The sequence below is a fragment of the Shimia aestuarii genome (genome assembly GCF_900114635.1).
In the GTDB taxonomy this organism is placed as follows: Bacteria; Pseudomonadota; Alphaproteobacteria; order Rhodobacterales; family Rhodobacteraceae; genus Shimia; species Shimia aestuarii.
The window spans coordinates 348,393-367,535 of the sequence record NZ_FOTQ01000001.1 but is presented as its reverse complement, the minus strand read 5'-3'; the positions used below and the strand labels follow the sequence as shown (position 1 = coordinate 367,535).

The 19,143-nt window shown below is 62.2% G+C and carries 20 protein-coding genes; 12 read left to right on the top strand and 8 right to left on the bottom strand.

Features of this window, described 5'->3' with window-relative positions:
• Window positions 1-13: 13 nt before the first annotated feature.
• The 4 genes from BMZ35_RS01835 to trxB form a co-directional block, all read right to left on the bottom strand.
• Window positions 14-364: a hypothetical protein gene (locus BMZ35_RS01835; protein ID WP_093090335.1), complete on the bottom strand. Its 351-nt coding sequence runs from the start codon at window positions 362-364 to the stop codon at window positions 14-16.
• A 116-nt stretch (window positions 365-480) separates the two neighbouring features.
• Window positions 481-2,556 carry a bifunctional sulfate adenylyltransferase/adenylylsulfate kinase gene (locus BMZ35_RS01830; RefSeq protein ID WP_093090333.1) on the bottom strand — a complete coding sequence of 692 codons (2,076 nt, stop codon included), beginning with the start codon at window positions 2,554-2,556 and terminating at the stop codon, window positions 481-483.
• A gap of 122 nt (window positions 2,557-2,678) precedes the next feature.
• The gene (locus tag BMZ35_RS01825) at window positions 2,679-4,370 is read right to left on the bottom strand and encodes an adenylate/guanylate cyclase domain-containing protein (RefSeq protein WP_093090331.1); all 1,692 of its coding nucleotides are present in this window, start codon (window positions 4,368-4,370) and stop codon (window positions 2,679-2,681) included.
• 99 nt (window positions 4,371-4,469) lie between these two features.
• Complete coding sequence (trxB, locus tag BMZ35_RS01820; protein WP_093090329.1) at window positions 4,470-5,414, bottom strand: thioredoxin-disulfide reductase; 945 nt, start codon at window positions 5,412-5,414, stop codon at window positions 4,470-4,472.
• 213 nt (window positions 5,415-5,627) lie between these two features.
• Between trxB and BMZ35_RS01815 the strand changes: the two genes are divergently transcribed.
• Window positions 5,628-6,128, top strand: a complete 501-nt coding sequence (locus BMZ35_RS01815) for an Lrp/AsnC family transcriptional regulator (protein ID WP_093090327.1) — start codon at window positions 5,628-5,630, stop codon at window positions 6,126-6,128.
• Window positions 6,129-6,282: 154 nt separating this feature from the next.
• Here BMZ35_RS01815 and BMZ35_RS20835 read toward each other — a convergent pair whose 3' ends face one another.
• From BMZ35_RS20835 to lgt, 4 genes are all read right to left on the bottom strand, one after another.
• Window positions 6,283-6,423: a hypothetical protein gene (locus BMZ35_RS20835; RefSeq protein ID WP_165609984.1), complete on the bottom strand. Its 141-nt coding sequence runs from the start codon at window positions 6,421-6,423 to the stop codon at window positions 6,283-6,285.
• A 143-nt stretch (window positions 6,424-6,566) separates the two neighbouring features.
• Window positions 6,567-7,325, bottom strand: coding sequence for a peptidoglycan editing factor PgeF (gene pgeF / locus BMZ35_RS01810; RefSeq protein WP_093090325.1), 759 nt, complete (start codon window positions 7,323-7,325; stop codon window positions 6,567-6,569).
• A complete protein-coding gene (locus BMZ35_RS01805) occupies window positions 7,322-8,380 on the bottom strand; it encodes a class I SAM-dependent methyltransferase (RefSeq protein ID WP_093090323.1) in 1,059 nt (352 codons plus the stop codon). Before BMZ35_RS01805 ends, pgeF begins: the two co-directional genes overlap by 4 nt.
• The gene (gene lgt, locus BMZ35_RS01800) at window positions 8,377-9,258 is read right to left on the bottom strand and encodes a prolipoprotein diacylglyceryl transferase (RefSeq protein WP_093090321.1); all 882 of its coding nucleotides are present in this window, start codon (window positions 9,256-9,258) and stop codon (window positions 8,377-8,379) included. Before lgt ends, BMZ35_RS01805 begins: the two co-directional genes overlap by 4 nt.
• 97 nt (window positions 9,259-9,355) lie before the next feature.
• Here lgt and BMZ35_RS01795 point away from each other — a divergent pair, with 97 nt between their 5' ends.
• The 11 genes from BMZ35_RS01795 to moaB all read left to right on the top strand — a co-directional run bounded on the left by BMZ35_RS01795 (window position 9,356) and on the right by moaB (window position 18,995).
• Window positions 9,356-9,595 carry an accessory factor UbiK family protein gene (locus BMZ35_RS01795; RefSeq protein WP_093090319.1) on the top strand — a complete coding sequence of 80 codons (240 nt, stop codon included), beginning with the start codon at window positions 9,356-9,358 and terminating at the stop codon, window positions 9,593-9,595.
• A gap of 184 nt (window positions 9,596-9,779) precedes the next feature.
• Window positions 9,780-10,508 (top strand): ABC transporter ATP-binding protein, encoded by a 729-nt coding sequence (locus BMZ35_RS01790; protein ID WP_093090317.1) that lies wholly within the window; start codon window positions 9,780-9,782, stop codon window positions 10,506-10,508.
• The gene (locus BMZ35_RS01785; RefSeq protein WP_242654674.1) at window positions 10,492-12,876 is read left to right on the top strand and encodes an ABC transporter permease; all 2,385 of its coding nucleotides are present in this window, start codon (window positions 10,492-10,494) and stop codon (window positions 12,874-12,876) included. The genes BMZ35_RS01790 and BMZ35_RS01785 overlap by 17 nt, the downstream gene beginning before the upstream one ends.
• A gap of 5 nt (window positions 12,877-12,881) precedes the next feature.
• Window positions 12,882-14,114, top strand: a complete 1,233-nt coding sequence (locus tag BMZ35_RS01780) for an efflux RND transporter periplasmic adaptor subunit (RefSeq protein WP_093090313.1) — start codon at window positions 12,882-12,884, stop codon at window positions 14,112-14,114.
• A 242-nt stretch (window positions 14,115-14,356) separates the two neighbouring features.
• Window positions 14,357-14,857 (top strand): type III secretion system chaperone family protein, encoded by a 501-nt coding sequence (locus BMZ35_RS01775; protein ID WP_093090311.1) that lies wholly within the window; start codon window positions 14,357-14,359, stop codon window positions 14,855-14,857.
• A 32-nt stretch (window positions 14,858-14,889) separates the two neighbouring features.
• Window positions 14,890-15,705 (top strand): pyrroline-5-carboxylate reductase, encoded by an 816-nt coding sequence (proC, locus tag BMZ35_RS01770; protein ID WP_093090310.1) that lies wholly within the window; start codon window positions 14,890-14,892, stop codon window positions 15,703-15,705.
• Window positions 15,698-16,036: a tRNA-binding protein gene (locus tag BMZ35_RS01765; RefSeq protein WP_093090308.1), complete on the top strand. Its 339-nt coding sequence runs from the start codon at window positions 15,698-15,700 to the stop codon at window positions 16,034-16,036. Before proC ends, BMZ35_RS01765 begins: the two co-directional genes overlap by 8 nt.
• Window positions 16,033-16,986 (top strand): 2-hydroxyacid dehydrogenase, encoded by a 954-nt coding sequence (locus tag BMZ35_RS01760; protein ID WP_242654672.1) that lies wholly within the window; start codon window positions 16,033-16,035, stop codon window positions 16,984-16,986. Before BMZ35_RS01765 ends, BMZ35_RS01760 begins: the two co-directional genes overlap by 4 nt.
• A 69-nt stretch (window positions 16,987-17,055) precedes the next feature.
• Entirely contained in the window at window positions 17,056-17,844 is a 789-nt protein-coding gene (locus BMZ35_RS01755) for a uracil-DNA glycosylase (RefSeq protein ID WP_093090305.1), read from the top strand.
• On the top strand, window positions 17,841-18,437 hold the full coding sequence (locus BMZ35_RS01750; protein ID WP_093090303.1) for a metallophosphoesterase family protein: 597 nt from the start codon (window positions 17,841-17,843) through the stop codon (window positions 18,435-18,437). Before BMZ35_RS01755 ends, BMZ35_RS01750 begins: the two co-directional genes overlap by 4 nt.
• 15 nt (window positions 18,438-18,452) lie before the next feature.
• On the top strand, window positions 18,453-18,995 hold the full coding sequence (moaB, locus tag BMZ35_RS01745) for a molybdenum cofactor biosynthesis protein B (RefSeq protein WP_093090302.1): 543 nt from the start codon (window positions 18,453-18,455) through the stop codon (window positions 18,993-18,995).
• Window positions 18,996-19,143 lie beyond the last annotated feature (148 nt).

Here is a 19,143-nt window from a genome sequence, read left to right as displayed (position 1 = left end):
ACGGGCGGGGCGGTCAGTCCAGTTTAAGCAGATAGGTTGCGTCCGCCCATCCATCCTTGTTGCAGCGGGCACGGATTGCCACAGCGCCCGTGCCCGAGGGGAGGCTTACCCGTGTCAGAGAGCGGGTGAAGGGCTGTTCGCTGACATGAGGGTGGTAGAGTTCGCGGTAGCCAAGCACGACGCCGTCCATGGATTCCACACGCCAGCCGTCAGCATAGTGCCCCCAGCCGGTGTCCGGATGGGACAGGGTGACATCGAAGGTCCAGCCGGTATCGGTTTGCAGTGCGATGGCATTTTCGACAACAGGCGGATCGGCGCGCAGGGCGCTTGCGACGAAAACCAGAGGAAGGATCACGTATTTCATGGTCCCAGCCTAACACCGTCATGGCCATGGCGGCATTGAAATCTTGGTGAGGCAGGCCAATAAAAAACGCGGGGCATTGTGCCCCGCGTTTTCGTTTGTCAGTCACTCAAAGCGGATCAGGCTTTGATCAGGCCCATGCTTTCGAGCTTCAGGATGACCTGATGTGCGCAGTTGTCCACGTCTGTGCCTTCGGTCTCGACGCGCAGTTCCGGGTTGGCCGGTACGTCGTAGGGGTCGGAAATCCCGGTGAACTCCTTGATCTTGCCTTCACGGGCCAGCTTGTAGAGCCCCTTGCGGTCACGACGCTCGCATTCCTCGATCGAGGTCGCCACGTGGACTTCGACAAAGGCACCGAACTGTTCGATGTCTTCGCGCACGGCACGGCGGGTGGTGGCGTAAGGTGCGATCGGAGCACAGATGGCGATGCCACCGTTCTTGGTGATCTCCGAAGCAACATAACCGATACGGCGAATGTTCAGATCGCGGTGCTCTTTCGAGAACCCGAGTTCCGAGCTGAGGTTTTTCCGCACGAGGTCCCCATCCAGAAGCGTTACCGGACGGCCACCCATTTCCATGAGCTTGACCATGAGCGCGTTGGCGATGGTCGATTTGCCCGACCCGGAGAAGCCGGTGAAGAACACGGTGAAGCCTTGCTGGGCGCGCGGCGGGCGTGTCTTGCGAAGCTCGCTGACAACCTCGGGGAAGGAGAACCATTCGGGGATTTCGAGGCCCTCGGCCAGACGGCGACGCAGCTCGGTGCCTGAGATGTTCAGGATGGTCACTTCGTCCTTGTCCTCGATCTCGTCCATGGGCTCGTATTGTGCGCGCTCGGCGACCCAGACCATGTGCTTGAAGTCGACCATTTCGATGCCGATTTCTTCCTGATGCTCGCGGAACAGGTCCTGAGCGTCATAGGGGCCGTAGAAGTCTTCGCCCTGGCTGTTCTTGCCGGGGCCGGCGTGGTCGCGGCCGACGATGAAGTGGGTGCAGCCGTGGTTGGCGCGGATCAGGCCGTGCCAGACGGCTTCGCGCGGGCCCGCCATGCGCATCGCCAGGTTCAGCAGCGACATGGTGGTGGTCGCCGCCGGGTACTTGTCCAGAACCGCCTCGTAGCAACGCACGCGGGTGAAGTGATCGACGTCACCGGGTTTGGTCATGCCGACAACAGGGTGGATCAACAGGTTGGCTTGTGCCTCTTTCGCGGCGCGGAAGGTCAGTTCCTGGTGTGCGCGGTGCAGCGGGTTGCGGGTCTGGAAGGCAACAACCTTGCGCCAGCCTAGCTTGCGGAAATAGGCCCGCAGTTCGTTCGGGGTGTCGCGACGGGCGCGGAAGTCGTAGTGCACGGGTTGCTGGATGCCGGTGACAGGACCGCCGAGATAGATCTTGCCAGCGGTGTTGTGCAGGTAGTTGACGGCCGGGTGCGCATCGTCGTCGGCGCCGAACACTTTCTCGGCTTCGCGGGCCTTATTGGGTTCCCAGCGGTCGGTGACGGTCATGGTGGCGAGGATCACGCCTTCCTGGTCACGCAGGGCAATGTCCTGACCGATTTCGATCGACTGGGCGAACTCTTCACTTACATCAAGGGTGATGGGCATCGGCCACAGCGTGCCGTCGGCCAGGCGCATGTTTTCAACGACGCCGTTGTAATCCTCTTCCGTCAGGAAGCCCTTGAGCGGGTTGAAGCCGCCATTCATCAGCAGTTCGAGGTCGCAGATCTGGCGCGGGGTCAGGTCATGGCTGGTCAGGTCGGCTGCTTCGACTTTGAGCTTCTGTGCACTCTCGTAGGAGACATAAAGCTCGGGAATGGGAGCCAGGTTGTTCTGCATGGGATGTGTCCTGTGTTTTATGGGAGGCATACCGCTGGCGGTGCCAGTGAGTTCCGCGTGCAACGCGTTGTATTCCGCAAGTTTGCGGGCGAGAAATTTGTCCGTGAGACGCACTTTTTCCGCCGCGCCACGCGAGGTGAGCGTGTAGGCAAAGCGCTGCCGCTTGTCGGGGCCTTGGCGAGCGCTGATCGTGATCAGTCCGGCGTCGGCAGCAGAGCGCAACTGCGCGTTGAGGTGCCCAAGGGAGATGCCCAGAGCCAATGCCGTCGCCCGCTGCGATGCTTGGGGCGCCAGATCCAGCTGGCGCAGGAGGCAAAACAATTGGTCCTCCTCATCTGAAATGGGTTTTGTCAAAGGCAGTGACATCAAAAAGCGACTCAAAGTGTGTTCACGCGTGAACAGTTCTCATGTTTTGACTCGCGGCGAAAGGGAAAACTGACCAAATGCGCTGATTTCCGCTGGCGTGACATTGCTGCAACGCAGCATGATTACGCGGGTGTCCTGTTCTGCGCCTCTTCAGTCAGGGTTTTCAGAACCGTACTGGCGTCTTTGAGCGCAAGGGCTTGAATCGGGTGCGACACGCCTCTGAGGGTGAGGGAGACAAGTTCGAACTGCTCGGTGGCGTGGCCTGCGGCCTCGAGAAGCTGAGCAGAGACAAGCAATTGAACGCCCAGCGTCTTGGTTTCAGCCTCAAGGCGGCTGGCGGTGTTCACGGTGTCCCCGATGATGGTGCGGGGGGCATGGTCGGCGGCGCCAATCTCGCCCAGTACAAGTTCGCCCAGATGGAGCCCCATGCCGATGGCCACGGGAATATCCTTTTCGGCGGCCAGTGCTTTGTTGAAGACTTTCAGCGCCGAACTGATCCCGGCGGCGGCATTGAGCGCGCCCAGCGCAGAGCTGCGTTCATCGGAAAGTTCGAAGACCGCCAGCAATCCGTCGCCAAGGTATTTGTCCACGGTCCCCCCTGCACCGGTGATCGAGGGCACGATCGCGTCAAAGAAACGGTTGAGCAGGAACACCACATCATAGGGCAATTGCCCGGTGGTGCGGGCGGTAAAGCCGCGCATGTCTAGAAAGAGGATCGCCAGCCGGCGTTCCCGACCAAGGCTTTGATGGCTGCGGGCGCGCCGCCCGTCCGCGCGAAACACGCGCAACACGGTTGCCGGTTCCGTCGGGCGGATCTGGCAGGCCAGCCGGGCATTGGGCGGTGCGTTCACGGCGGCAAGGCTGGCCGCTTCTTCGGGGGAAGGGGGATGCAACAGGTCGGCCCCATCCTCGATCACCACGCGGCAGGTCGTGCAGCGCCCGCGCCCGCCGCAGAGCGCCATGTGGGGCACGCCCGCCGCACGTGACATTTCAAGCAGGGTCATGCCGCGCTGTCCGCTGATCTCGGGGCCGTCGATGTATCGCACCTTCAGGGCGCGGCGCGAGACCAGCAATCGACGGACCAGAAAGGCTGCCGCGGTCAGGGCAAGCAGCCCCCAGAACACCCAAAGACCCTCGCGGGTCATGCGTTCCAGCTGTGCAAGGGTATCCCGGCTTGGAAAATTGTAGAGCGCGGCCAGGTCTGGCCCCTCGACAGGGTCAAAAAGGCGGGCCCGTTGCGCGCGGCCCTGCACCATGAACCCGGCGAGCGCAAAGGCGGGGATCAGGGTGGCGAGTGAAATCATCACCGGAAGGGAGCGTCGCCACCATTCCGTTATCCTCAGCCAGAAATGCATCCCCATGCAGCCATGGGTCCAGACGATCAGAAGCAGGAGCGCCTGCTGCCAGCCGCTGGATGTGTCCCAGATCAGCCCGGTGATATAGCCCATCCGGTCGTTGACTGCGAAATTGCTCGAGGCCGCGCGGGTATGCACGACATGGACCATCAACAAGAGCGGAATGGTCAGGCCGAGAAGGATCTGAACCGCCTCCCATGGCGGCATGCGGAGCGTGTTTCGGCGGGCCAGCCGCCAGAGGGCGAGCCCGGCATGGGTGAATATCGCCGCATAAAGCAGAAGCCCCCCGAACGCACTGCGCGTGATGGCGCGGCGCCAGTCCTGGAAATGCTCCATCGCGTCGAGCGAGAACAGGCCCAGCCCGACATTGATGTAGTGAAAGAGCACATAGATGAACAGGACAAGACCCGAGGCAATGCGAAGCCGGGTGCGGATATTGCCTTTCCAAAGTGCGCTCATGCCGTGGCCTGTTTCCTTGGCTGTGTACGGCAAGAGTGGCGACGCGCGGGGCGTGGGTCAAGGCACAGGGCCTGTGCGGCCCCGTGCCGGGGTTTGGTGTCAGTCGTCCTGCTCAGCGAGGAAGCGCTCGGCATCCAGCGCGGCCATGCACCCCATGCCTGCCGACGTCACGGCCTGGCGATACTTGTGGTCGGTCAGGTCGCCCGCGGCAAAAACACCGGGCACCGAGGTCTCAGTGCTGCCGGGTTTGACTTGCACGTAGCCACCGTTGTGCATTTCGAGCGTGTCCTTCACCAGTTCGTTGGCGGGGGCGTGGCCGATGGCCACGAAGACGCCTGCACAGGGGATCTCGGAGATTTCGTCGGTTTTCACGTTGCGCACCCGAACGCCGGTCACGCCCTTGGGATTGTCGTCGCCCAGAACCTCTTCAAGCGTGTGGAACCAGAGCGGTTCGATCTTGGGGTTTTTCATCAGGCGGTCCTGAAGGATCTTTTCGGCACGCAATTCGTCGCGGCGGTGGATCAGCGTCACCTTGGAGGCGAAGTTGGTCAGGAACAGCGCCTCTTCCACGGCGGTGTTGCCGCCGCCGATCACCACGATTTCCTGTCCGCGATAGAAGAACCCGTCGCAGGTGGCGCAGGCGGAAACGCCAAAGCCCTTGAACGCCTCTTCCGAAGGCAGGCCCAGCCATTTCGCACGCGCACCGGTGGCAAGGATCACCGCATCAGCGGTATAGATGGTGCCACTGTCGCCCTTGGCGCTGAAGGGACGCTTTGACAGATCGAGGTCGGAAATGATGTCACCGATAATCTCGCACCCCATCGCCTTGGCATGGGCTTCCATGCGCACCATCAGGTCTGGACCCTGTACCTCGGTATCGCCGGGCCAGTTTTCCACCTCGGTGGTGGTGGTCAGCTGGCCGCCCGGTTCGATCCCCTGCACCAGAATCGGTTCGAGCATGGCGCGGCTGGCATAGACCCCGGCCGTATAGCCTGCCGGGCCCGAGCCAATGATCAGAACCTTGGTGTGTTTGGTATCGGCCATGGGGGCCCCTTTCGTGTCTGCAACAGGTTTGTCGCAAGGGGATATAGTCTGCGCGGCGCGGTAGGAAAACCCCATTGCAGATTTGTCCGCAACCGTCCGGATCAGGGGGGTGGGCAATGTCTCGCAAAAGGATATTGCTCCGTGGTGAAATAATATTGCGCGCGGCTTGGGTGGTGCTATAAGAACCGCAAATCTGACGGAGCGCTAGATCACATGCCCGGAACCCGGCTCGACCCAATTGATCGCAAGATTCTTGCTGAACTGCAGGCAGATGGCCGCATGACCAATGTTGAACTCGCCAAGCGCGTGGGCATTTCCGCGCCGCCTTGTTTGCGTCGCGTACGTACGCTGGAAGAGGCAGGCTTCATCCGTGGCTATCACGCCGACGTGGATGCCCGCGAACTGGGCTTTGAAGTGCAGGTTTTTGCCATGGTGGGCCTGCAAAGCCAGGCCGAGGCCGACCTGAGCGTGTTCGAGGAGCGTTGTCGCAACTGGCCGCTTGTACGGGAATGTCACATGCTCAACGGCGAGGTGGATTTCATCCTGAAATGCGTGGCCCCCGATCTGAGCACTTTCCAGAGCTTCCTTACCGAAGGCCTGCTTCGGGCTGAGAACGTGGCCAGCGTGAAGACCTCGCTTGTCATTCGTGGCGCCAAGGACGAGCCGGGCGTGCCATTTGACGTGCTTGAGGATCGGTTGAACCGCGACGCCTGACGCCCCTTCACTTTCTTTTTCCGGAAAATACCCCGGGGGAGACGCAGCTTGCTGCGGCGGGGGCAGCGCCCCCCCTCCTGCGTCATCGGCAAAACGCAAACGGGCCGCATCCTGAGACGAGATGCGGCCCGTTTGCGTTTAGTCTGTTTCCGGCTCAGGCGGCTTTCTTGAGCGGGGCACCGCTGCGCTTGGCGATGAAAGCGGCACGGCGGCGGCCACGGGTCCAGGGCATCTCGGGCAGATCGCTCTTGGAGGCTGCAACAACGGATTTGATAAAGCGGGTCTGGCTGCTCATATTGTTTCTCCTTGAACCGGCGCCGGCTTGGGCGGCGCCAACTGTTTCTGAATTGAGATCAGTGTGTTCCCACAATGGGGCGGAGATGGGGCAGGAATGGTCAGATTTGAGGAAAATACCGCAGAGATTCTGAGGCAGGCCGTCTAGCGACGGATCACCGAAATCAGACGGCCATAGTCGGCTTCACGGGCGTGAGTGCTGCGGCGATAGGAGAAAAAGCGCTGCGGATCGGAATAGGTGCAGTGACGAATCCACTCCGCCCGACCGACCCCCGCTTGGCGCAGGCGATGCAGCCCGTAGGCGGGCAGGTCGAACAGCATCCGATCGCCCGCACCATTGACGAAGAAACGGCTGTTGTCCGAATGGGCGGCAAGGAAAGTGTCGAGAAACTCCGGCCCAACCTCGTAGGCCTTCTGCGAGATCGACGGTCCGATGGCAGCCTTAATGCTGTCGCGCCGTGCACCAAGGTCGACCATGGCCTCGACCGTGGCTTCCAGAACACCGTCAAGCGCCCCGCGCCACCCGGCATGGGCCGCGCCGACCACACCGGCCTCGTCATCGGAAAACAGAACGGGCTGGCAATCGGCGGTGAGAATCGCGAGGGCAAGGCCGGGCACGTTCGTGACCATGGCATCCGCGACGGGTTTGTCACCGGCAATGGGGGCGGTCACGACAGCGACATCGGGCGTGTGGGCCTGATGCACGGTCACGAGTTTTTCCGCCGGAACATCCATGGCCGAAGCGACGCGCGCCCGGTTGATATTGACGATCTCCGTCTGATCCGAGCTTCCGGGGCCGCAGTTCAGCCCTTCGAAAACGCCAGAGGAAGCACCGCCCCGGCGAGTGAAAAAACCGTGGTGCACGGGGCCAAGAATATCCGCAGTGAGAATCTCGAGTGTCATGGGTCACATCCGGGCGGTGGCGTGGCGCCCTCGGGGAAGAGGGCAAGAACCTTGAACAGGTTTCCCATTTCCTCGGGATGCGTCAAGCGCCGATGCGCAGCGATATGAGCCGTGAGTGCGTCCCCCTGAAGCCGTGCTGCAAGCGCCTGAGCCCGCGCGGTGATGCCGAGGCGTTCGAGAAAGACACCCTGCGGCGTGAGTTGGGCATGAGCACAGCCTGCCTGATTGGCGAGCACTTCGAAGTCGACATGGGCGGTCAGGTCAGAGGCGCCGGGTGCGGCCAGCGGGTCGATCGGTTCGTGATTGCGCACCGCCTGAAGCGTGTCTCCGCGCGCGCGCCAGTCGCCATAGTCGATGATCAGGGCCGCGCCGCCGAACTCTGCGATTCGGCTGCCAATCGACTGAACCAGCGCCGGGGCGGGGGGGCAGATCTCGACGATCTGGCTTTCGACCGTGTCCGCAAGCCGGTGCTCAAGATCGGCGCGCGGCTGTTCGGGGCCAAGACCGATGGTCAGCTCTTCGCCCCGCAGGCCGATCAGACGTTCCTGCCAGCCGTCGGCGCCGCGCTGGAACTGGCGAATGGGCAGAGCGTCAAAAAACTCGTTGGCGACGAGAAACAGTGGCTGGTCGGGAAGCTGATCAAGCGTGTCGAGCCATGTTGCCCCGTCGCCCAGCAGGGCGCGTTGTTTCTCGCGCAAGGCCGGCGAGGCCTCAATCAGGCAGAGTTGCATGGCCGCGTGAAATCCGGGCACGCCGCGGGTGGCGCGCAGGATATCGGCCATCAGAGTGCCGCGCCCCGGGCCGGGTTCGGCCAATGTGAATTGGTTGGGGGCGCCCTGATCCATCCACGCCTGCGCCAGCGCGAGGCCGATCATCTCGCCAAACATCTGGCTGATCTCCGGCGCGGTGGTGAAATCGCCGGTGGCGCCAAGAGGATCGCGAGTGGTGTAATAGCCAAGTGTCGGATGCAGCAGGGCTTCGGTCATGAACTCGGCCACGGTCATCGGGCCGGAGCTGCGAATACGGCGGATCAGGTGATCTTTCATGTCGCTCATGCCCGAGCCTGCCGGATCAGCCAGAGCCCAAGCAGGATCATGGGCACGGACAGGAGTTGGCCCATGGTGAGACCATAGCCGCCAATATGCCATGCCAGCCCCAGCGGATTGCCCTCGGACATGAATTGCGCGTCGGGTTGGCGGACGAATTCAACAAGAAAGCGGGCGGTGCCGTACCCGGCAAAGAACACGCCCGCGACGCGGCCCGGGAATTTCAGGGCGCTGCGCCGCCATGCCAGCCAAAGCAGGAGTGCGCCAAGGATCAGACCTTCGAGCAGCGCCTCATAGAGTTGCGACGGGTGGCGGGCGCAGATCTCACCCAGCGCCTGTCCGCAATCCTGTGCGGCGTAGCCGGGAAAGGTCACGCCCCAAGGCAGGTCGGTCGGGCGGCCCCAAAGCTCGGCATTGATGAAATTGGCGATCCGTCCCAGAAGCAATCCCGGCGCAACCCCAAGCGCCATGGCGTCGGTCATAGAGGCTTTGGGAATGGCGTGCCTCAGGCTGAACAGCCACGCGGCAAAGATCACACCAAGCATACCGCCGTGAAAGGACATGCCACCTGTCCAGATCTGCAGCACTTCGCCGGGGTTCTGCAGGTAGTATTCGAACCGGTAAAACAGCACATAGCCCAGCCGCCCGCCAAGGATCACGCCGAGGATCACCCATGTCAGCAGGTCTTCGACCTGTCTGGCTGACATCGGAGGTGTATTGGCAGGCCATAGGCGTTCAGTCCGAAGGGCGGCGACCACGAGGCGCCAGCCGATCAGGATGCCAACGATATAGGCCAGCGCATACCAGCGCAGGGCCAGCTCGAATCCGAAGATCGTGATCGAGAACAGCTCGGGTGAGACGTCGGGAAAGGGAATTTGTGCTCGCATTTGGGGTCTGTTTGGCCATGGGCTGCGGCAAGTGTCAACCTTGTGTCTCTGTCGCGCGCGTCCCATATAGAGGCCAAAGGTAACGTCGGAGAGACAGATGCAGACCCGCAATAAATTCATGGACGACATGTCGCAACTGATGACCAACGCGATGGGCGTGGCCCAGGGCGCAAAGGACGAGGCGGAAAACGCCATGAAATCAATGATGGACCGTTGGTTGGCGGACCGGGATTTCGTGACGCGTGAAGAATTCGACGCAGTCCGCGCCATGGCGCAGAAGGCGCGCGAGGAAAACGAGGCGCTGAAGGCCCGCATCGAGGCGCTAGAAAACAAGTGAGGCAATCAGGACCCGGGCAATTGATCGCTCCGGGTCTTCCTTTTTGCCAGAAATATCCCGGGGAATCGCGGCAAGGCCGCGATGGGGCAGCGCCCCTTGGGCCGCGGCGGATGTGACGCAGCGGGAGGCATGGACCGGGGCGCCCCGGTCACCTAGGCTGCCCCACGGAAAAAGGGGGGCTTGCATGGCCAAGGACTCTGAACCCGCCGGACAAACCACGTTTGTCACTCGCGGCCTGACCAAGGTTTACGGTGAAGGCCCCGCCGCCGTGCATGCGCTGCGCGGCGTCGATCTCGAGATTCCGAAGGGCGAGATCGTGGTGCTGCTTGGCCCCAGCGGATCGGGCAAGTCGACCCTGCTCAACATCATTGGCGGACTTGACCGGGCGACGGAGGGCGACGCCTTTTTCGAGGATCAGAACCTGTCGCAGATGAGCGACCGGGAACTGACACTCTATCGGCGCGATCATGTCGGCTTTGTCTTTCAGTTCTACAACCTGATGCCATCGCTGACCGCGCGCGAGAATGTGGAGCTTGTCACCGAAATTGCCGAAGATCCCATGGACGTGGAAAAGGCGTTGCATCTTGTTGGCCTGGGCAAGCGCATGGATCATTTTCCGGCGCAGATGTCGGGCGGTGAGCAGCAGCGCGTGGCGATTGCGCGGGCGATTGCAAAGAACCCGACGGTCTTGTTCTGCGATGAACCGACCGGCGCGCTGGACAGCACCACAGGGCGTGCGGTGCTGCATGTGATCAACGATGTGAATCGCGAGCTGGGCGCGACGGTGATGATTGTCACCCACGCCGCCGCAACGGCGCAGATGGCGCATCGGGTGATCAACTTCGCGGACGGGGCGATTCGCTCGGTCGAGGTTAACGACCACAGGGTCAGCCCCGATGAGATCGAGTGGTAGGACCATGGGCGCGCTGAACCACAAGCTGCTGCGCGACCTCTGGCGGATCAAGGGCCAGGCGGGCGCGATTGCGCTGGTGGTCGCTGTGGGGGTTCTGTTGCTTGTCATGATGTCGGGCATGATCTCGTCTCTCGATGAAACCCGACGCACCTATTATGAGCGCTACCGCCTTGCGGACGTGTTTGCCCCCGTGGTGCGCGCTCCGGAAAAGATGCTGGAACGGCTAGCGGCGATTCCGGGGGTGGATGCGGTTGAGGGGCGCATTCAGGGCGGTGCCCTTGTCGAGATCGCGGGGCAGGACATGCCTGTGCGGGCGCAGATTGTTTCCTTGCCGCCATGGCGCGAACCGCGGCTCAATGGCGTGTATCTCGCCGATGGGCGGATGCCGCAGGCGGGACGCACCGAAGAGGTGCTGTTGCTCAGAAGTTTTGCAAAGGCGCATGGCCTGACTCTGGGTGATCACCTGTCGGCAACGATGCATGGCAGCCGACGTGATTTCCGCATTGTCGGCATCGCGCAGGCGCCCGAGTTCCTGTTCACCATCGCGCCGGGGGAGTTCGTGCCGGATGATGCGCGCTTTGCCGTGATCTGGATGAACCAGGACGCGCTGGAGGCAGCCTATGATCTCAAGGGGGCCTTCAACGAAGCGCTTTTGAAGCTGGAGCGGGGGGCGCAGGTCGAACCCGTGCTGGCGGCGGCGGATGCTCTGCTCGACCGCTATGGCGGGTTGGGGTCATATGCCCTCGAAGACCAGCTTTCCAACCGGTTCCTGAGTGAAGAAATCAAGGGTTTGCGCACAACGTCGTCGGTTGTGCCGCCGATCTTCATGGCAGTGGCGGCCTTTCTGCTCTACATCGTGGTGAGCCGCATGGTGCAGTCCGAACGCGAGCAGATCGGGTTGATCAAGGCGTTTGGCTATACCGATTGGGAAGTGTCGCTGCACTACATCAAGCTGGTGGTGGCGATCGCGCTGTTTGGCGCGGCGCTGGGCTGTGCCGGGGGCGTGTGGAGCGGGCGGTTGCTGGCTGGGGTCTACCAGGCAGTCTATCACTTTCCGTTTCTTGTATTTCGGGTCGAGCCGTCGTCGTTTGTGTCGGGTGTCGCGGTGAGCGTGCTGGCGGCGATGGCCGGGGGGCTTTTGGTGTTGCGCCAGGTCTTTGCCCTGACCCCGGCAGTGGCGATGCGGCCGCCTGCGCCGGCAGATTATTCGCGTTCGGGCGCGCTCAATGCGCGGCTCAAGAGGTGGCTGGACCAACCCAGTCGCATGGTGCTGCGCCGGGTGGTGCGCAATCCGGGGCGCGTGTTTGGTGCGGTGCTGGGCATCGCGGCGGGGATGGGGCTGAGTTCGGCGCAATTAACCGTGATGAGCGGGTTCGACGATACGCTGGACCAGACGTTCGATGTTATCGACCGGTCGGACGTTGCCGTGACCTTTTTTGAACAGATGCCGGACAAGACGGCCTTTGCCCTGCAGCACCTGCCGGGGGTGATCGAGGTAGAACCGACACGCTCGGTCAGCGCCGTGCTGCGCCATGGCACGGAAAGTTACCGGGGCGGGATCACCGGGCTGATGCCCGGCGCGCGGCTGAGCCGGGCGGTGGATGCGGACCACGCGGATATACCGATGCCAGATGCGGGGATCGTGCTGGCCAAGGCGCTGGCCGATATCCTCAAGGTAGGTCCGGGGGATCAGATCATGGTTGAGGTGCTGGAAGGGCGGCGCCCGGTGCTGGAGGTGCCCGTGGCGCGGATTGCGGACACGTTGCTGGGGGCGCCTGCGTTCATGAAGCTGGACGTTCTGAACCGGGAGCTGAATGAACCGGGGCGGATTACCGGGGCCTATTTGCGGGTGGACGCGCAGGCCTACCCGGCGCTTTTTGCAGCGCTCAAGGATGTGCCCAGTGTTGCCGGGGTCTCTCGCAAGAGCGATTCCCGCGCGGCCATGAAAAAGCTGATGGACAGCGGAGCAGGGACCATGCGGTTCATCATGGCCGCGATTGCCGGGATCATCACCTTTGGAATTGTCTACAACACGGCGCGGATCAGCTTTGGTGAGCAGGCCCGCGATCTCGCCAGTTTGCGGGTGATGGGGTTCACCCAGGGCGAGGCGGCGTTCATCCTCTTGGGGGAGCTGGCGATCGTGGTGTTCCTCGCGATCCCGTTGGGCGTGGCCATAGGGTATGGATTGTCCTTCCTTGTGGCCGCCGGGTTCAGCACCGATCTTTACCAGATATCCACCGATTTTAAACCGGACACCTATGGGCTGGCCGGGGGGGCAGTGGTGGCGGCGGCGATCCTGTCGGGGTGGTTGGTGAAACGTGATATTGAGAAGGTCGACCTCGTGGCGACCCTGAAGACGAGAGAGTAGGCGAGATGGCAAAGCGGCAGTCACGGCGGATTTTGACACTTGGGGCAGCGGTTCTGGTGGGGGCGGGGCTGACGGCGGCGTTCTGGCCGCAGCCGATGCTTGTCGATCTCGGCGAAGTCCGGCGTGGCGCGATGATGCAGACTGTGGACGAGGAGGCGCGCACCGAGGTGCGTGACCCGTATGTCGTGTCCACGCCGATCGCCGGGCGGTTGATGCGTGTCGAACTGGAGCCGGGGGATTACGTCGAGGCGGGCAAGACGGTCGTGGCGCGCATGTTGCCGACCAACCCGTCGGCACTCGATATCCGCACCCGCGAGCAGGCACGCGCCGCGATTGCGGCGGCAGAAGCCGCGTTGCGGGTGGCGCAGGCCGATCTGAACAAGGCGCTGGCGGATCGGGACCTCGCCTCTGAAGACGTGAAACGCGCCCGCAAGCTGCATGAACAGGATACGATCTCGCAAGCGGCGCTGGACCGGGCCGAGGGGACGTGGCGGTCGGTTCAGGCCACGGTCGACACGGCGCGGGCCGCGATCTCGATGCGGATTGCCGATCTCAACAACGCCCGCGCGCGACTGATCAGCTTTGATGACCAGGGGCTCTATGATGCGGCAACGGGTGCGAATGCGACGCCGATTGATGTGCCGTCCCCGATCACCGGGCGGGTGCTGCGCGTGATCCAGAAAAGCGAAACCACGCTGGGGGCGGGTGCGCCGATCCTTGAAGTGGGTGATACGGCCAGCGATCTGGAAGTGGTGGTCGAGTTGTTGTCGACGGATGCGGTTCAGGTCAGCGTTGGCGATCCGGTCCTGATCACCAACTGGGGCGGAGAGGGAGACTTGCACGGGAAGGTCGAGCGGATCGATCCGTGGGGATTTACCAAGTATTCGGCGCTGGGCGTAGAGGAGCAGCGGGTGAAATCCGTGATCCAGTTCACCGAACCGCCCGAAACCCGCGCTTCGCTGGGCCATGGATTCCGGGTCGAAACCCGGATTGTTGTTTGGCAGGTCGAGGACACTCTGATCGTGCCGTCCAGTGCCCTGTTCCGGCAGAATGGCGGCTGGGCAGTGTTCGTTTTGAGTGACGCGGGGCGGGCCGTGTTGCGGATGGTTGAACCCGGTCGCAACAATGGGATAGATGCACAGGTTCTGGATGGGCTTGAGGTTGGCGAACGCGTCGTGCTGTATCCGTCGGCGGGGCTTGCGGATGGCGGCAAGGTTGCGGAGCGGGGTGCGGAATAGACCATCCTGACACGCGCGAACAGGCTGTTGGCGGGGGCGAAACAATCAGCTCTTACCTTGTGCTTTGATGCGTTTCATCCACAACTTATTGCGTTATCCACAGATATTTTGCTTTACAGCAGCGCTCTGGCACAGCACCATATCTGGTAAGAGGGGCGGAATACTCCGCATCTTCTAGAGCAGGCACCAAGCGCTAGGGGCGCTGCCATTCCCCGGGCGCAACAGCAAAAAGAGGTGGCGCCATGGCATTGTCAGAGCAGTTTCTCGAAGAAGACCTTCACCCGATCGACATCGTCGAGCATATCGCCGAGCACCACGACTGGAGCTTTGATCGCATCGCTGATGACCAGATCGCCATGGCTGTCGAGGGGCAGTGGCGCACCTATTCGATCACGCTGGCCTGGTCCGCTTATGACGAGACCTTGCGTTTGGTCTGTTCCTTCGAAATGGAGCCGCCCGCCGACAAGTTGCCCCAACTTCACGAAGCGCTGAACGCCGTGAACGACCAGTGCTGGGCCGGGGCGTTTACGTACTGGGAAAAGCAGAAGCTGATGATCTATCGCTATGGCCTCGTGCTGAGCGGCGGGCAGTTCGCCAGCCCGGATCAGATCGACATGATGATCAGCGCGGCGATTGTCAGCGCGGAACGGTTCTACCCGGCGTTCCAGCTTGTGGTCTGGGGAGATCGCAAGGTGGAAGATGCCATGCAGGTTGCCATTGCAGAGGCTTACGGGCGGGCGTAACACTTGCCCCCAAAGCGAAAAGGGGGGCGATTATGGATATGAGTTTGGTGGCCGAAAAGGGTCTTGTGCTACTGGGATGTGGCAAGATGGGATCGGCCATGCTGCAGGGGTGGCTTGCGGACGGGTTGCCTGCGACATCGGTCTGGGTTCAGGATCCCTATCCGAGTGAATGGGTGCAAAACAGCGGCGTGCATGTGAACGCCGAATTGCCTGCAGCGCCCGCAATTGTCCTGGTTGCCGTGAAACCTCAGATGATGGCCGAGGCCCTGCCGGTGTTGAAGGCGATGGGCAATGGCGACACGCTGTTCGTGTCGGTTGCGGCCGGGATATCCATTGAAAGCTATGAAGGCATGCTGGGTGACCGCACGCCCATCGTGCGCGCCATGCCGAACACGCCGGCTGCGGTGGGCAAGGGGATCACAGCGATCATTGGCAACGAGCACGCGGGTGAAGAGGGACTGGCGCTGGCCGAGGGTTTGCTCAAAGCCATCGGGCAAGTGGTGCGGCTGGAGCGCGAATCCCAGATTGACGCGGTCACCGGGGTCAGCGGCTCGGGGCCGGCCTATGTCTTTCATCTGATCGAAACACTCGCGGCGGCAGGCGAAGCACAGGGGCTTCCGCCGGAAATGTCGATGGCGCTGGCAAAGGCGACAGTGGCCGGGGCGGGGGCGCTGGCCGAACTGTCCGAGGAAAGCCCGACAACGCTGCGTGAAAACGTGACCAGCCCGAATGGTACGACACAGGCCGGGCTTGAGGTGTTGATGGATCCTGCCAAGGGGCTGCCACCACTGATTATTCGCACAGTGGGCGCAGCGGCGGACCGGTCGCGGGAGCTGGCCAATGGGTGATCTGAGTTTCGACGAGTTTCTCAAGGTGGATATCCGGGTGGGCACGGTTGTGCGGGCCGAACCCTATCCGGAGGCGCGCAAACCAGCGATCAAACTGTGGGTCGATTTCGGGGATGAGATCGGCACGCGGAAAAGCTCGGCTCAGATCACGCGGCACTATGACCCAGATGGCTTGGTGGGCAAACAGGTGATGGCGGTGGTGAACTTCCCCCCCCGCCAGATCGGAAAGTTCATGTCCGAGATCCTTGTTCTGGGCTTGCCCGACGCGGACGGTGAAATCGTGTTGATCGGGCCGGATGGTGCCGTTCCCAACGGAGGGCGGATGCATTGAAGACACTGCTGATCACGAGACCCATGCCCGAGCCGGTGGTGGTGCGGGCTCGCGAAAGTTTTGACGTGACCGTGCGGCAGAGCAATCTGCCGCTGCGTGACAATGATCTGCGCCACGCTTTGCGTGAATACGATCTGATCATGCCCACGTTGGGGGACGCGTTCGACAAGCACGTTTTTGCGGATGTCGCTACACCGCGTTGCAAGCTGTTGGCCAATTTCGGTGTGGGATATAATCACATTGATGTCGAGGCGGCGACCGCCGTCGGGGTTGGGGTAACCAACACGCCGGGCGCAGTAACGGATGCGACGGCGGATATCGCCATGACCCTGATGCTGATGAGCGCGCGACGCGCTGGTGAAGGCGAGCGGCTGGTCCGTTCTGGGCAATGGCAGGGATGGCATCCGACGCAGATGCTGGGCCTGCACATGTCGGGCAAACATGTTGGAATCGTTGGCATGGGGCGCATCGGACAGGCCATTGCGCAGCGCTGTTTCTTTGGGTTCGGCATGAAGGTGTCCTATTTCAACCGGTCGCCCCGACCAATGGAATTCGAGGCGCAGCGGTTCGAGAGCTTGACCGGGTTGGCTGCCGAGGTGGATTTCCTTGTTGCGGCGGTGCCGGGTGGGGCGGAAACGCACCACCTGATCGGGGCCGAGGTTTTTGCGGCGATGCCATCGCATGCGCGCTTCATCAATATTTCACGCGGGGATGTCGTGGACGAATCCGCGTTGATCGCGGCGCTTCAGGAGCAGTTGATCGGTGGGGCGGGGCTTGATGTATATGAGTTCGAGCCCAAGGTGCCCGAGGCGCTACGGACGTTGGAAAACGTGACGTTGCTGCCGCATCTGGGAACGGCGGCGCTTGAGGTGCGGACGTCGATGGGCATGATGGCGGTGGCCAATCTTGAGGCGTTTGACCAAGGGCGCGCGTTGCCCAACGCGGTCTGATCGCGATGCATGGTCCCGGCGGACAATGAGCAGTTTCAACCCTTTGCGGGGCACACTAGAGTAGCTGTCATGGAATCGGCTTTGGACTATTACACGGCGCGTGCCCTGCTGGAATGGCAGGTGGAACTTGGCGTGACCGAGGCCATTCTGGACACCCCTCTCAATCGCTACGAGGTGCCTGAGGCGCCAAAGAAACCGGTTGCGCCCGTGGCTCCGGCGGCTCCGATGCAAACTCCGGTGACGCCCAAGGTGGACCCAGTGCGCGAGGCTGTCGCGGCGCTGCAAGGGGTGAAGGATCTCGATGGGTTGCGGGCGGCGATGGCGGCGTTCGAACACTGCGAGTTGAAGCGCGGCGCGCGTAACCTTGTGTTTTCCGACGGCAATCCGGCCGCGCGGGTCATGATCATCGGTGAAGCACCGGGGCGGGAAGAGGACCGTGAAGGCAAGCCCTTTGTCGGGCGGGCCGGGCAGTTGCTCGATAGGATGCTGGCTGCGATTGACATGGGGCGCGATGCGCCGATGTCGAAGGATGCGGTCTATATCACCAACGTGCTCCCGTGGCGCCCGCCGCAGAATCGCGATCCGAAACCGGAAGAAATCGCCATGCTGAAGCCGTTCCTGGAACGGCATGTGGAAATCGTGGCGCCGGACGTGATTGTCCTGATGGGCAATATCAGCTGTCAGGCGGTGTTGGAGCGGCGTGGCATTACCCGGCTGCGGGGAAATTGGCAGGAAGCCTTCGGCAAGCCGGTGATGCCGATGTTTCACCCCGCCTACCTGCTGCGCCAACCAGGAGCCAAGCGGGAAGCCTGGGCGGATTTGTTGAGCTTGAAAGCACGACTAGAGGCTGATTCATGAAGGTTCTGGCATTTTCCGATATGCATCATTCGGCCCGCGCGGCCCGTGCCCTTGTGGAGGCAAGCCGGGACGCGGACCTCGTGATCGGAGCGGGGGATTTCTGCAACCGGCGGCGCGATCTGGCGGATGCGCTCGAGTTGTTGAGCGGCATTTCGGTGCCGATGGTGCTTGTGCCGGGGAACAACGAAAGCGAAGCAGAATTGCGGGCGGCGGCGCCCAAAGACGCAATTGTTCTGCATGGGCAGGGGTGCGACGTCGACGGAATGCGGATTTTCGGGTTGGGCTATGCGGTGCCGGTGACGCCGTTCACCGACTGGTCCTGTGACCTTCCGGAAGAGCGTGCGCGCGAGTTGCTGGCCAATTGCGGGGAGGTGGATATTCTGATCAGCCATTCCCCGCCCAAGGAGGTGGTGGACCGGACGTCAAACGGGCTGTCGCTTGGCTCGGTGGCCGTGCTGGAGACAATTGAGCGAGCCCAACCGGGGCTGGTCATGTGCGGGCATATCCACGATTGCTGGGGCCAGAGCGCCATGGTGGGCGCATCGCGCGTGGTCAACCTGGGGCCGACAGCGAACTGGTTCGAATTCGACTGAGACAGGAGTAGGGCCATGGGCCGGATCGACGAGAGCAAAGATTTCATCCCGGTGCGGATCGCGGTGCTGACGGTGAGCGATACGCGATCCATGGAAGAGGATCGGTCCGGCGATATGCTGGTGTCGCGACTGGAGGATGCGGGGCATGTGCTGGCTGATCGCAGGATCATTCAGGACGAGCGCGCCGAGATCGCCGCGCAGCTGCGTGAATGGTGCGGCAATGACGCGATCGACGTGATCATTTCGACGGGGGGAACCGGGCTGACCGGTCGGGACGTCACGGTCGAGGCGCATCGTGACGTCTATGAAAAGGAAATCGAGGCGTTTGGGACCGTCTTTACCATGGTTTCGATGGAAAAGATCGGAACTAGCGCCGTGCAGAGCCGTGCCACGGGGGGCGTGGCGCAGGGCACCTACCTGTTCGCGCTGCCCGGCAGTCCGGGGGCGTGCAAGGATGCCTGGGACGAGATTCTGAAATGGCAGTTGGATTATCGCCACAGGCCCTGCAACTTCGTGGAAATCATGCCCCGTCTTGATGAGCATATGCGCCGCAAATAGGCGCTTTGCGGTCCCTGTCTCGCAAAAATATGAGGTGACGCGTCACATTTTGTGACGGAAAATCCCGTCGGGCGCGTATAAACCCCGAGTTGGATTGGCAATTTTTCGTCCGAGTTCTTAGAATTGTGGATGGTTCGCGCGAGTGAGA